A 13671-nucleotide genomic window follows, 5' to 3' on the forward strand; every position below is an offset into this window, starting at 1 on the left:
CAAAAAAGCTTTTAAGGTTATACTCAAAAAAGCACCGCCATAAGGCGATGCTTTTTCATTACGAATATGATACAGTTTGTTCTTTTTCTTCTACAGAAGGCTCTTTAGCGTCTTTTTTACGATCTGATAGTTTAATCTTCTGTAAGAAAATCGTAAAGATAGCACCCACTACAATGAATACTAATCCTGTTAAGAATACAGTATGAAGTGAGTCTACTAAAGAGTTTTTCAAAATTGGTACAATGCTGTTAGCGAATGCTTCTGGCATTTGTTTTAATGCCTCTGGACTAAATAGCATCGAATATAAACCTTGTGGGTCTGTATGAATCATATCTTTAAATTTCGTTACCATTTGTCCCGCTTCTTTCGGGAACGTATCTAATACAGGTACTAATTTATTTGTTAATGTTGTACCTGAAGTGTTATTCATAATTGACCCTAAAATTGTAATACCAAATGTTCCACCGATTTGACGGAAGAACTGACTTGATGATGTTACGACTCCAAGATCTTTTTTCGGGAAACTTTCTTGTAACGCTAATGTTAATGTCGGCATAACAAGACCCATTCCTAAACCGATAATACTCATATAAAAAGTAGCAGTAAGTTTAGTCGTGTGCATATCCATCGTTGTTAATAACCAGAAACCACCAGCCATAATAAGCATGCCTGTAATAATTTGTGGTTTCACACCAACTTTTAATACGAGTTGACCACCGATAATACTCATTACAATCATTGTAATCATCATCGGTGTCATGATTGTTCCTGATTCAGCAGCACTTACTCCTACAATTCCTTGCATGAAGAATGGTACGAACATAATCGCACCGAACATTCCGATACTCATAAAGAAACCAATCGCATTCAGTATTGTAAACGTGCGATTTTTAAAGAAATGCATCGGTAAAATCGGTTCTTCTGCTTTCGTTTCAACGATAACAAAGCTAACAATACCAATTAAAGCTAATGCAAATAAACCGATAATTTGCCAAGAATCCCATGGATAATCTTTTCCGCCAAACGTTAATGCAAGTAATAAACTTACAACACCGAGAATCATCGTAAAGATTCCAGCAATATCAATTTTGATCGGTCCTGTTTGTTTATGTGACTTTAATCCCATTGCAATAAAGATTGTTGCTAAAATACCAACTGGTAAGTTAATGTAGAATACCCATCTCCAGTTCACTGCGTCTACAATCCAACCACCCACTTGTGGCCCAATTACAGAAGCAAGACCGTATAACGCACCAAAAATACCTTGCCATTTCGCACGTTCTTTTCCCGTAAACATATCTCCGATAATAATCATAGCCATTGGCATCATAATACCGCCACCAAGACCTTGAATACCACGGAAAATAATTAATTCCGTCATACCATTTGCCATACCACATAACGCCGAACCAACCATAAAGATAACTAGTCCTGTAATATATACATTACGACGGCCAAGTAAATCCGCTAATTTACCTGCAATTGGTACAACTGTCGTTGATGTTAACATATAAGCTGTTGTTAACCACGTCATTAAGCTTAATCCGCCTAGTTCACCGACGATACGCGGCATTGCTGTACCAACGATTGTTCCATCTAATGCAGCAAATAGCATCGCGATTATTAAACCGATTAACAGCAACTTTCTATTTATGTTTTCTTGTTGCTCCATGTAATCTCCTCAATTCCTCTTAGTTATTCTCTTTTTTCTCTTGTGTCCCGCAAATAATTGTTTCTAACTTTTCAAAGAGGCGTAACAAATCTTCTCTTTCTTGTAATTCTAAATGTGAGAAATATTTTGCAATGTGCTCATTACGAGCGATCATTGCCTCTTCTACTCTAGCTTTCCCCTTTTTTGTCAGCTCAATGACGACAACACGACGGTCATCTTTGTCGTGATAGCGCTCTACAAGCTCTTGGTCAATTAAGCGATCAATCATCACTGTAATTGCACTCGGCTTTACATACATCTTTTTTGCTAATTTTGTCGCTCTTGAAGCACCATAATGATCTAAAATCTTTAAAATATAAAACTGCGGTGGTGTAAGTCCTGTTGCTTGCATTTGTTCTAATAACTCCGTCTGCATTTTCTTTCCAATCGAAAAGGCGAGAGCTTGAATTTTATCGATATGCGTCATATCATTTGGCATGTTATCCACCTCTTATTTAAGCAATAAAATATTTAATGTATTTAAATATTAATCCCACGAACAAAATCCGTCAACACTTTTTATTTATAAAAACGTTTACATTTTTGTCACAAAGTTGTATAATTTTCGACGAAGTTAATATTGACAGTCACGGAGAATCGGAGTATACGGCTATGAATCATAAAAAAGGAAACTTTTTTATATTTCATGGCCTTTTTATATTCTCTCTGCCTTACAACACTTCGAATTAATTAGGGGAGGATTTTCATTTTATGTTTTTTACACAATTCTTTAAACCTGCACCCCACGCAGAACGCTTACCAGCTGATCGCGTTGATAGCGAATACCGTAAATTACGTTTACAAGTATTCTTAGGCATCTTCATCGGTTATGCGGGTTATTACTTTGTTCGAAAAAACTTTTCACTTGCAATGCCATACTTGATCGAACAAGGATTTAGTAAAGGGGAACTTGGGGTTATCCTTTCAGCAGTTTCTATCGCTTACGGATTAAGTAAATTTCTTATGGGTATCGTATCCGATCGTTGTAATCCTCGCTACTTTTTAGCAGCTGGGCTATTTTTATCAGGTATCATTAATATTATTTTCGGCTCATTTTCTTTCATTACAACGAGCATTATACTTATGTTTGTACTTCAGTTTTTAAATGGATGGGTACAAGGTATGGGATGGCCTCCTTGTGGGCGTACAATGGTTCACTGGTTCTCTATTAGTGAACGTGGTACAAAAATGTCTATTTGGAACGTTGCTCATAATGTCGGTGGCGCTCTTATGCCTTCTCTTGTGACATTAGGCTTATACTTCTTCGCAAATGACTGGAAGAGTATTTTTTACTTCCCAGGTATTCTTTCAATTTTAGTTGGTATTTATGTATTAATTACGATGAGAGATACACCTCAATCTTGTGGATTACCTTCTATTGAAGAACATACTGGAGAATATCCATCAGATGAAAAAGTAAAAGATCGCGAACGCGAACTTTCAGTAAAAGAAATTTTATTTAAATACGTACTAAACAATAAATTTTTATGGTACATCGCTATCGCGAACGTTTTCGTTTATTTCGTACGTTACGGCGTTGTAGACTGGGCTCCTACTTATTTAGTAGAGGAAAAAAGTTTCACACATAGTAGCTCTCGTACAGCTTACGCTCTATACGAATGGGCTGGTATTCCAGGTACACTTCTTTGCGGATGGATGAGTGATAAACTGTTTAAGGGGCGCCGCGCACCTGCTGGTATTTTATTTATGGTTGGTGTATTTATCGCCGTTCTTGTTTACTGGCTAAATCCTCCTGGTAATCCAATGGTTGATAGTATCGCACTTGTCGCAATTGGATTTTTAATTTATGGACCTGTTATGTTAATCGGCCTACACGCACTAGACTTAGCACCAAAAAAAGCTGCTGGAACTGCAGCTGGTTTAACTGGGTTCTTCGGTTACCTAGGTGGAGCTACTTTTGCTAGCGCAGCTATGGGCTTTATCGTCGATGCATTCGGATGGGATGGTGGATTCATCTTATTACTTGTATCTTGTGTACTTGCAATGTTCTTCCTTGCTCTTACTTTAAAGACAGGATCTGCAAAACCAAAACAAGCTTAAGTACTAATATTATTCTTATCAAAAAAAGAGAGACTGTTCTTTCCAGAACACCTCTCTTTTTTCTACATATAATACTTTTTTCCTACAAAAGATTTATTTCCCTCTCACATATATGTTAGCGTTTTCAAATAACTTCACCTACCACTACAACTGCATTCAATTTTTGTATAAAAAGATTTTTGAATATTTTCTCAACTTATGCTTGTCAAACATTGTCAATTTATATTAAAATAACAACAACATACAAAATATTTAGTCTTTTCTGAAAAGATGGAGGGATAGCCATGAAGAATCCACTTCTTCACATTGAAAACTTACAGACTTCCTTTCGCATACAAGATCACTATCATGCCGCAGTTGATGATGTTTCGTTAGCTGTCCATGAAAATGAAATTGTCGCGATCGTTGGTGAATCAGGTTGCGGAAAAAGTGCACTTGCCCTTTCTATTATGCGACTGCATAATGAAGCAAATACAAAATTACAAGGGCAGCTTAACTATAGAGATAAGGATCTACTAACTATGTCAGCCGCAGAGATGAATAAAGTACGCGGATCAAACATCGGTATGATTTTCCAAGAACCCCTTACAGCACTTGATCCTCTCATGACAGTTGGAAAACAAATCGAAGAAAACTTAGACTACCACACAAGCCTTTCAAAAGTTGAAAAGAAAGAACGCACCTTAGAACTACTCCATCAAGTTGGTATTCCAAAACCAGAACTTACATATAAACAATACCCACACGAATTATCTGGCGGAATGAGACAAAGAATTGTTATCGCAATTGCAATTGCTTGTAACCCAGCACTCATTATTGCGGATGAGCCAACAACGGCTCTTGACGTAACCATCCAAGCACAAATTTTAGACTTACTAAAATCTATTCAAGAACAAACGAAAATGGGCATCATTTTAATTACTCATGATTTAAGTGTTGTCGCAGAAACAGCCGATCGTATCGTCGTTATGTACGCTGGACAAGTTGTAGAGACAGGAAAAGTTGAAGAGATTTTTAACACCCCTCTTCACCCATATACTCGTTCTCTATTAAACTCCATTCCATCTGCGTATGGTGAAAAAGAAAAATTGCATGTAATTCAAGGGGTGGTTCCTTCGTTAGCGAAGCTTCCTCGCACAGGTTGTCGCTTCCAAGCTCGAATTCCATGGATTAGACCTGATCAACACGAGGAAAATCCAATTTTACATGAAGTAAAACCAGACCATTGGGTACGTTGTACTTGCTACAAGCATTTCAACTTCCAAGATAAGAAAGGAGATGACGTAACTCATGGCACTGCTTAAAGTAGAAGATTTAAAAGTACATTTTCCAATTAAAGGTGGTTTCTTCGGCCGCACATTAGATTACGTGCGTGCTGTCGATGGTGTAAGTTTTGAATTACAACCGGGTGAAACATACGGGATCGTTGGTGAATCAGGAAGTGGCAAATCAACAACGGGTAAAGCAATTATGCATTTAACGAAAGCAACAGAGGGTAGCATTCATTTTAATAATAGAGATTTAACAAAATTAAGTCGCTCTGAGCTACGTGAACAACGAAAAGATATTCAAATGATTTTCCAAGATCCGTATTCATCGTTAAATCCGAAGAAACGTGTTCTCGACATTATTGCTGAGCCTCTTCGAAATTTTGAGAAGCTCTCACCTGATGAAGAACGTAGAGCAGTTCAAGAATATCTTGATAAAGTTGGTCTAAATCCAGAGTCAATTTATAAATATCCACATGAATTTTCCGGTGGACAAAGGCAGCGGATTGGTATTGCACGCGCTCTTACATTAAAACCGAAGCTTATTATCGCTGATGAACCTGTATCTGCGCTTGACGTCTCTGTACAGGCACAAGTATTAAACTTCTTGCAAGATTTACAAGCTGAGCTCGGACTAACATACTTATTCATTAGTCATGATTTAGGTGTAATTCGTCATATGTGTGACCGTATCGGTGTTATGTATCGCGGACGCATTGTCGAAGAAGCAACTAGTGCAGAAATTTATAGTAATCCGCAACATATTTATACGAAGCGCCTAATATCTGCAATTCCTGATATTCGTCCTGAAAACAGAGAGAGACAGCGTAAGCTCCGTCAACAAGTAAGCTCTGAATACGAGAAATCATACGAAAATTATTTCAATGAAAACGGTCGGGCTTATGACTTAAAAGCAATCTCGCCAACGCACCGGGTGGCATTACCATAAGGGAGTGATAAAACATGTGGAAGTTTATATTACGGAGATTTTTAGTGATGATCCCGCAATTATTCGTGTTAAGTGTACTTGTCTTTCTACTAGCTAAGGCAATGCCAGGCGATGCCTTAACTGGCAAAGCAATGAATCCAAAAGCGGATCCAAAAGTGATTGAAGAACAGCGAGAAAAGCTTGGATTAAATGACCCAGTTACAACACAATATGTTCGCTGGATTAAAAATGCAGCCCAAGGTGACTTTGGTATTTCCTATGCACATAAAATGAAAGTAACCGATTTAATTGGAGAACGACTTGGAAATACAGTATCTTTAGCACTTGTCATTCTTATTCTTACTTATTTAATTGCCATACCACTAGGAGTTATAAGTGGGCGGTGGAATGATACATGGGCTGATCGACTCATTACCCTTTACAACTATCTAGGTTTTGCTACACCACTATTTATATTTGCACTAGTTATGCTCTTCCTATTCGGATTTAAGTTTGCAATATTTCCAACCGGCGGTAGCGTAGATCCTCAAGTTGCAACAGGTACATTTGCTTACTATTTAAGCAAATTGAATCACATGCTACTACCAGCTTTATCCGGGGCATTAATCGCAACAGTTGGTACTGTTCAATATTTACGAAGCGAAATTATTGATACGAAACATAAAGATTTTGTTCGTACAGTAAGAGCAAAAGGTGTTCCAGAATCAAAAATCTATTCTAGACATATTTTACGAAATTCATTCTTACCAATTGCAGCCTTCTTAGGCTATGAAATTACAGGATTAGTTGGCGGTGCCATCTTTTTAGAAAGTATTTTTAGCTATCCAGGAATTGGACAACTATTTATACAATCTATCTCTCAACGTGATTTTAGTGTAATAACTACACTCGTTATGTTTACTGGATTTGCAACGTTACTTGGAACTCTCCTTTCAGATATTATTCTAAGCATCGTCGATCCACGTATTCGTATTGATTAAAGAAAGGAGATGACGTTATGTTAGCAAACCCTGAAAAACAAACTGAAGTTATTCATTACGAAAAAAGCCCTTCTGGTTTCTCTATTATGTGGCGAGAACTTCGTAAAGATAAATTAGCAATGTTTTCACTTATTTTCCTAGCAATCTTATTAGTAGCAGTCTACGCAACATCTTTTATTATGAAACAAGAAGATATTGTACGAGTTGATTTATTCGCTATTTATGCTCCTCCCTCTGCTGAACATTGGTTAGGAACAGATTACGGAGGACGCGACATTTTCGGCCAACTTATTATTGGTACACGTAACTCCTTTACAATTGGATTAGCAATTACTATTCTTTCTTGTTTCATTGGTCTTTCAATTGGATTAATTGCCGGGTATTTTGGAGGAGCTATTGATAATATCATTATGCGCATTATCGACTTTGTTATGGTTTTACCATTTTTAATGCTTGTAATTGTATTTATTACACTTGTTCCTACATTCAATATTTTTACTTTCATTTTAATTATGAGCGTGTTCTTATGGACAGGAAAGGCCAGATTAATTCGCTCAAAAGTACTAACTGAAAAAGAACTAGATTATGTCTCTGCATCAAAAACTTTAGGAACACCAAACTGGAAGATCATTCTTTTCCAAGTACTACCTAACTTAAGTTCCATTATCATTGTTAGTGTTACATTAAACCTTGCTGGAAACATTGGTATTGAATCTGGTCTAACCTTCTTAGGATTTGGTCTACCAGAAAGTACACCAAGCCTTGGTACACTTGTTAGTTATGCTAGAAATCCAGATGTATTACAAGAGAAATGGTGGATTTGGTTACCCGCATCAGTCATGATTTTAACATTGATGCTGTGTATAAATTTTATTGGTCAAGCGCTACGCCGTTCGGCCGACGCAAGACAAAGAAAAGGATAAGGGGTGGACGAAATGACAAATAAGCCAAAGTTTTTCAAAGTATTAAGTACACTTGCAGTTTCAACATTACTACTTTCAGCATGTGGGGGCAGTGGTGGTAGTGAAAAAACGAGCAGCACAAAAAAAGTAGATACAAATAAATTTAGTACATCTGTTAAAAATGATAAAAAAGAAGTTAAAGATGGTTCATTAACATATGGTCTTGTTTCTAACACACCATTTGAAGGACTTTTGAACTTCGCTGTGTATGAAGGAGATCCTGATAACCAAGTCATTACCATTTTCGATGAATCTTTATTATCAAATGATGAAAACTGGGAATACACGAATGATGGCGCTGCTACATATGAAATTTCTAAAGATAAAAAGACAATTACACTTAAAATTAAAGATAATGTAAAATGGCATGATGGAAACCCTGTTACTGCTGAAGATTTAGAATACTCTTATCTTGTAATTGGTAGCAAACAATATGCCGGTTCTCGCTATGACACTCAAATGCAAATGATTGAAGGTATGAAAGATTACCACGATGGAAAAGCCGAAAAAATTTCGGGTATCAAGGTAACGGATCCAAAAACAATTTCAATTACGTTTAAAGAACCGAATCCTTCAGTGAAAACTGGGCTTTGGACATACCCTCTTCATAAGAAATACTTAGGAGATGTACCAATCGATAAATTAGCAGAATCTGATAAAATCCGTAAAAATCCAATTGGTTTCGGACCTTTTAAAGTGAAGAAAATTACGCCAGGTGAAGCTGTTGAATTTGAACGTTTTGATGATTATTATGGCGGAAAACCAAAACTAAAAAGTATGGTTTTAAAAGTTGTTAACCCTTCCGTTGTTAACGCGTCCTTAAAAAATGGTGATATTGACATTGCTGAAGTAAGTGCAGATCAGTATCCAAATGTAAGTACATTAAAAAATGCACAATTAGTCGGTAAAACTGATTTATACTATAGCTATATCGGTTTTAAATTAGGCCATATGGATAAAGAAAAAGAAGAAGTAGTAATGGATAAGGAGAAATTTAAAGACGTTCGTGTACGTCAAGCAATGGCGTACGCTATCGATCGAAAAGAAATTGGTGAAAAATTATATCACGGCCTACGTTATCCGGCTAACTCACCAATCCCACCATCTCTACCAAAATATCATAACAATAAAGCTGGTGCCTATGATAAAGATATAGAGAAAGCTAAAAAATTATTAGATGAAGCTGGCTATAAAGATACGAACGGAGATGGATTCCGTGAAGATCCGAATGGTAAAGAATTTAAAGCTAATTTCTTATCAATGAGTGGTAGCGATGTAAGTGAACCACTTGCAAAATTCTTTATTCAATCTTGGAAAGACATCGGCCTAAAAGTAGAGCTTCTTGATGGTCGCTTACATGAATTTAACTCATTCTACGATATGATTAAAAAAGATGATCCAAAAGTTGATCTTTTCGCGGCAGCTTGGGGAACTGGATCTGACCCAGATCCTTCTGGTATTTGGGCTAAAGATGCAGCGTTCAATTACCCACGTTGGGCTACTGACAAAAACACAGAATTATTAAAACAAGGTATTTCTCCAGAAGCTGCTGATGAAAAGTACCGTAAAGATGTATACGATAAATGGCAAAAATTAGTTCATGACGAAGTACCATTAATTCCACTTCATTATAAATTTGACTTAAAAGGTGTAAATAATCGCGTAAAAGATTATAAATATACACCAGAAGATCAATACAAGTGGGGTAAAGTTAGCGTAACAAGCGATAAAGCAGAAACAGAGAAATAAGAAAATAGCTCCTAGCACTAAGATACATGCTAGGAGCTATTTTTTATTTATAATACTTCTCTTGCTATTAATAACAACCAATTCCTTCCTTACTCTAAAATTAAAAGATTTGATGAACCATCTTTATTAAAATGGCTAACGTAACAGATGCAGCAAATCCACCTAAACAAATTAAGCTTACCCCTTGACTATATGATAAATGTTGCAATGATTTCATTACTTCCATCCTCCTTATTTCCCCTTTGATACTCTTATTTTACCAATGGGAAAAATTTCATAACATCGATTTTTCTGACAACAAACTTACAAATTTGTAAGTTAACGATTTCCCTTTAAACTTATATATCTAGTATGTCCGCACTCTCCCTCTTTATACGCAAAAAAAGACCTCGAATTATATCAAGGTCTTGCTTACACTACAAAAGATCTCATTCAATTTACTTTATAATCATCACCGGGCATTTTACACGCTTTGCTATTTTATGACTGACACTACCAAGCACCATTTCTTGCAATGTATTTAATCCTCTACTTCCAGCTATAACAAGATCTATATCCCCTGTATTTACATATTGAACAATCGTATCTCCTGGATCGCCATGTAATATCGTAATTTTATAAGAAATGTTCTCTTTCTTTAATAAACCTTCAATCTCTTTTAATTTATCTTTTCGACTAGCCGATATTGTTTCTAGATCTGTTTGACCTTGTATAATATCTGATTTTGCCGTTCTATTATCTACTACGTACACAACTTCAACATTTGTTTCTTCGCTACATTTCGCAATATATGTTGCATGTTCCGCTGCTCGAAGTGCATGTTCAGAACCGTCACATGCTAATATAATTTGTTTGTACATATGCTGAATCCCCTTTTCGTTATCCTACCCGTATTATATAATAAAGCCCCCTAAAAAGGAGGCTTCTAACTAGCAATTCTTTTATTATAAGTAGCTAAATTTGAAATAATCTTCGAGCTTCGTTCATTTAATCCCGTTATACTTACTTTCACGCCACTTTGTTCATACTTCATGATAACTTTATCAATTGCAGCTACTGCCGAATCATCCCATACGTGTGCGTGAGTAAAATTCAACTCAATTTCTTTTACATCTTCATTGAATGAAAAATTATTTATAAAGTCTGCTGTAGATGCAAAGAAAAGTTGACCGTGAATTTCGTATATTTTCTTATTTTCAATATATAAATGTTTCACGTGAATCTTTGCCATATTGAATGCAAATAAAACTGCACTAATTACTGTTCCGATAATTACACCTAATGCTAAATTATGTGTAATTAAGACAATCAGAACTGTTACGATCATAACAAGTGCGTTTCCTTTCGGTACTTTATGAATCGTTGTTACAGAGTTCCAATCAAATGTTCCGATTGAAACCATAATCATAACTGCAACTAAAGCTGCCATCGGAATATGAACGACATAATCACCTAAAACAAATAGTAATACGATTAAAAATCCGCCCGCTACAAATGTAGATAAACGACCTCGTCCACCTGATTTAATATTAATAACAGATTGTCCAATCATTGCACATCCTGCCATTCCTCCGAAGAAACCAGCAACAATGTTTGCAATACCTTGCCCACGTGCTTCTTTATGTTTATTACTTTCCGTATGCGTCATATCATCTAAAACTGAAGCTGTTAATAAAGACTCTAGTAAACCGATAATTGCAAGCATAACTGCGTACGGTAAAATAATCCCTAATGTCTCAAGTGTAAAAGGCACGTCAGGCATGCTAAAGAACGGTAATTCTTTCGGTAAACTTCCCATATCCCCGACTGTTTTTAACTGTAATCCGCTCATAAGTGCAATACTTGTCACAATAATAATAGAAATAAGTGTAGACGGTACAGCCGTCGTAATACGTGGAAATACATATATAATTGCAAGTCCTAATGCGACAAGTGCATACATTTGCCAAGTGGCGTTTTTAAAATGTGGCAATTGCGCTGTAAAAACTAAAATTCCAAGTGAATTTAAAAACCCACTCATAACAGATTTAGGTACAAACTTCATAAATGAGCTCAGTTTGAACACGCCAAAAATAATTTGGACAATACCGGTTAATATTGTTGTAGCAAATAAGTATTGCAAACCATGATCCTTAACGAGCGTTACCATTAATAATGCCATTGCACCTGTTGCCGCTGAAATCATCCCAGTTCGTCCGCCAACAAATGAAATGGTAACTGCAATACAAAAGGCTGCATATAACCCAACGGTCGGATCCACGCCTGCAATAACAGAGAAAGCGATCGCTTCAGGAATTAACGCTAAAGCAACGACAATTCCCGATAGCACGTCCCCTCTCACATTGGAGAACCAATCATTTTTTATCGTTTGAAACAAAATACCACTCCTCTACTCTTTTTTCCCGCATTAACGGGCAGTAAGACCCCACCTCAAAATTCAGCAGAAGCAAAGGGATCAACTGCCCATAAAAGCCCGATTGGTGAAGGCTAATAATCAGTGGGGGATGAACAAAACCCCCACTGATTAAAGTTTCACTTTATCATTTGATTTTCTCCATAAGAAAATCTAAGCCGACTGCACGAAGGCTATTATATAACGAGTGGAGATATTTTTGCTATGTAAAAGTTTCCTAAAGAAAAAGACGCTACCTTAGTAGCGCCTTTGCTCATTATATTAATGTCCACCGTGCCCTTGACCACTTTCTTGCACAATCTCTAACCTCTCATCCAATATACCTTGTGTTTCAAATGAAATATCACTCGTACTTCCTAATAAGAAACCGTGATTATACGGTCCAAGCGTTGGGTCATCTTTAAACTTCGGTTGAATACTAGCAAGGAAGTCATACACTGGTTGTGAAGCTTTACCTTCTTCTAACAATACAACAGGTGCGTGTTTACCCATATGTGAAAATGGTGCTCCTGCAACTGCTAAATCTGGTGTTTTGCTTGAAACAAATGATAAACCGTGACCTGGTTTTGTGAACCCCCAGCCAAATTTCGTTTTTTCATCTTTAAATTTCGCAAAGGCAACCGAATTTTCTGTTGGGGTTTCACCACTAATACGCGTTACTTTCCCGTATTTACTTAATTCTTTTTCTACTGCTTTTGAAATGACTTTTTCTGGTCCTAATACATATATATTCGCTTTATCTTTTCTCACCTTTAATGCCTCTATCGTCGCTTCTGGCACCTTATCTTTCTCTGTATATAAAAGCGGTTCTGGCATATGAGAGATCCAATTTACAGCTGGAGTTGTGTATAAACGTCCTTCTTCTTCAGACGAACCAATAATAACACTATTTGGATAGCTTCCTGTTATTTCGGCATATTCTTTATCCACATCTTTTGCAAATGTAGCTGGATCCGTTTCTTTTATTTGCTTTACTTTATACTCTTTCAATTGCTCAAGGATAGATGCACCTACATCTCCCATCACCATAATTTGTGTTCCGTCTTTCGTTCCGAGCGGATTTAATCGTTTTATTTCTTTTAACGTCATTTCGGGTACCTTTTCTTTTTCTATAAATAAAATTGGCCCGTTATTCGGATGATGAATAAGATCCGCACTCGCAGTACCTAATTGCCACTCGTTTACTGGTACTAAAATAATAGCGCCTGGCTGATTCTCTTTATGCGTTGCTGGCCATATCGTTTGCGAAGTTAATACTGCCATTTGCAGCGGATCGTTTGTGTTTAATCTCGTTACATTTTTTAAGCTTGTCGTTAATAAATCATTTGATGCACCCTCGTTCATTTCTTTCGGCGCAGTTACCTCCTGATTCATTTTCATTTCCTTTTGCTCTGTTTTTTTCTCTTCTTTAGTTTCATGATTTTTATGATCCGTGTTCGTTTGTCCACATGCAGCAAGACCAACTGCTGTAATTATTGTTATCCCAAAAATTCGGGTCATCTTTTTCACTATACCGCCTCCGTATGAATCGTTTTCGAGTCAATATGATTACCTAAAATGGAATTTCAACTTTACAAT

General features: G+C 36.6%; 12 protein-coding genes. 6 read left to right on the top strand and 6 right to left on the bottom strand.

The window, feature by feature from the left end:
- Window positions 1-58: 58 nt before the first annotated feature.
- Together F8162_RS20545 and F8162_RS20550 are read right to left on the bottom strand one after the other, a co-directional pair.
- A complete protein-coding gene (locus F8162_RS20545; RefSeq protein ID WP_151635727.1) occupies window positions 59-1672 on the bottom strand; it encodes an MDR family MFS transporter in 1614 nt (537 codons plus the stop codon).
- Window positions 1673-1691: 19 nt separating this feature from the next.
- Window positions 1692-2150: a MarR family winged helix-turn-helix transcriptional regulator gene (locus tag F8162_RS20550; RefSeq protein ID WP_061676345.1), complete on the bottom strand. Its 459-nt coding sequence runs from the start codon at window positions 2148-2150 to the stop codon at window positions 1692-1694.
- Between the two features lie 272 nt (window positions 2151-2422).
- Here F8162_RS20550 and glpT point away from each other — a divergent pair, with 272 nt between their 5' ends.
- The 6 genes from glpT to opp4A all read left to right on the top strand — a co-directional run bounded on the left by glpT (window position 2423) and on the right by opp4A (window position 9680).
- Window positions 2423-3772, top strand: a complete 1350-nt coding sequence (glpT, locus tag F8162_RS20555) for a glycerol-3-phosphate transporter (protein WP_151635725.1) — start codon at window positions 2423-2425, stop codon at window positions 3770-3772.
- 284 nt (window positions 3773-4056) lie between these two features.
- A complete protein-coding gene (locus F8162_RS20560) occupies window positions 4057-5076 on the top strand; it encodes an ABC transporter ATP-binding protein (RefSeq protein WP_151635813.1) in 1020 nt (339 codons plus the stop codon).
- Window positions 5063-5989 (top strand): ABC transporter ATP-binding protein, encoded by a 927-nt coding sequence (locus tag F8162_RS20565; RefSeq protein ID WP_001196372.1) that lies wholly within the window; start codon window positions 5063-5065, stop codon window positions 5987-5989. Before F8162_RS20560 ends, F8162_RS20565 begins: the two co-directional genes overlap by 14 nt.
- Window positions 5990-6003: 14 nt before the next feature.
- On the top strand, window positions 6004-6969 hold the full coding sequence (gene opp4B, locus F8162_RS20570; protein ID WP_033655978.1) for an oligopeptide ABC transporter permease: 966 nt from the start codon (window positions 6004-6006) through the stop codon (window positions 6967-6969).
- 17 nt (window positions 6970-6986) lie between these two features.
- Window positions 6987-7892: an ABC transporter permease gene (locus F8162_RS20575; protein ID WP_000880735.1), complete on the top strand. Its 906-nt coding sequence runs from the start codon at window positions 6987-6989 to the stop codon at window positions 7890-7892.
- Window positions 7893-7904: 12 nt separating this feature from the next.
- A complete protein-coding gene (gene opp4A / locus F8162_RS20580; RefSeq protein WP_151635723.1) occupies window positions 7905-9680 on the top strand; it encodes an oligopeptide ABC transporter substrate-binding protein in 1776 nt (591 codons plus the stop codon).
- A gap of 100 nt (window positions 9681-9780) precedes the next feature.
- Here the strand turns inward: opp4A and F8162_RS20585 are convergent, their stop codons facing one another.
- The 4 genes from F8162_RS20585 to F8162_RS20600 form a co-directional block, all read right to left on the bottom strand.
- On the bottom strand, window positions 9781-9906 hold the full coding sequence (locus tag F8162_RS20585) for a DUF4027 family protein (protein ID WP_087979436.1): 126 nt from the start codon (window positions 9904-9906) through the stop codon (window positions 9781-9783).
- A gap of 211 nt (window positions 9907-10117) precedes the next feature.
- On the bottom strand, window positions 10118-10540 hold the full coding sequence (locus F8162_RS20590; protein ID WP_000277996.1) for a universal stress protein: 423 nt from the start codon (window positions 10538-10540) through the stop codon (window positions 10118-10120).
- Between the two features lie 65 nt (window positions 10541-10605).
- The gene (locus F8162_RS20595; RefSeq protein ID WP_151635721.1) at window positions 10606-12057 is read right to left on the bottom strand and encodes a SulP family inorganic anion transporter; all 1452 of its coding nucleotides are present in this window, start codon (window positions 12055-12057) and stop codon (window positions 10606-10608) included.
- A gap of 297 nt (window positions 12058-12354) precedes the next feature.
- Entirely contained in the window at window positions 12355-13602 is a 1248-nt protein-coding gene (locus tag F8162_RS20600) for a cell wall-binding repeat-containing protein (protein ID WP_151635719.1), read from the bottom strand.
- Window positions 13603-13671 lie beyond the last annotated feature (69 nt).

Source organism: Bacillus sp. CH140a_4T (assembly GCF_008923725.1).
GTDB lineage: Bacteria > Bacillota > Bacilli > Bacillales > Bacillaceae_G > Bacillus_A.

Excerpts from the sequence above, each read along its gene's own strand:
- F8162_RS20590 (WP_000277996.1), bottom strand. The coding sequence starts at position 10,540 with ATGTACAAACAAATTATATTAGCATGTGACGGTTCTGAACATGCACTT.
- opp4B (WP_033655978.1), top strand. The coding sequence starts at position 6,004 with ATGTGGAAGTTTATATTACGGAGATTTTTAGTGATGATCCCGCAATTA.
- F8162_RS20565 (WP_001196372.1), top strand. The coding sequence starts at position 5,063 with ATGGCACTGCTTAAAGTAGAAGATTTAAAAGTACATTTTCCAATTAAA.
- glpT (WP_151635725.1), top strand. The coding sequence starts at position 2,423 with ATGTTTTTTACACAATTCTTTAAACCTGCACCCCACGCAGAACGCTTA.
- F8162_RS20560 (WP_151635813.1), top strand. The coding sequence starts at position 4,057 with ATGAAGAATCCACTTCTTCACATTGAAAACTTACAGACTTCCTTTCGC.
- F8162_RS20550 (WP_061676345.1), bottom strand. The coding sequence starts at position 2,150 with ATGCCAAATGATATGACGCATATCGATAAAATTCAAGCTCTCGCCTTT.
- F8162_RS20585 (WP_087979436.1), bottom strand. The coding sequence starts at position 9,906 with ATGGAAGTAATGAAATCATTGCAACATTTATCATATAGTCAAGGGGTA.
- opp4A (WP_151635723.1), top strand. The coding sequence starts at position 7,905 with ATGACAAATAAGCCAAAGTTTTTCAAAGTATTAAGTACACTTGCAGTT.
- F8162_RS20575 (WP_000880735.1), top strand. The coding sequence starts at position 6,987 with ATGTTAGCAAACCCTGAAAAACAAACTGAAGTTATTCATTACGAAAAA.
- F8162_RS20545 (WP_151635727.1), bottom strand. The coding sequence starts at position 1,672 with ATGGAGCAACAAGAAAACATAAATAGAAAGTTGCTGTTAATCGGTTTA.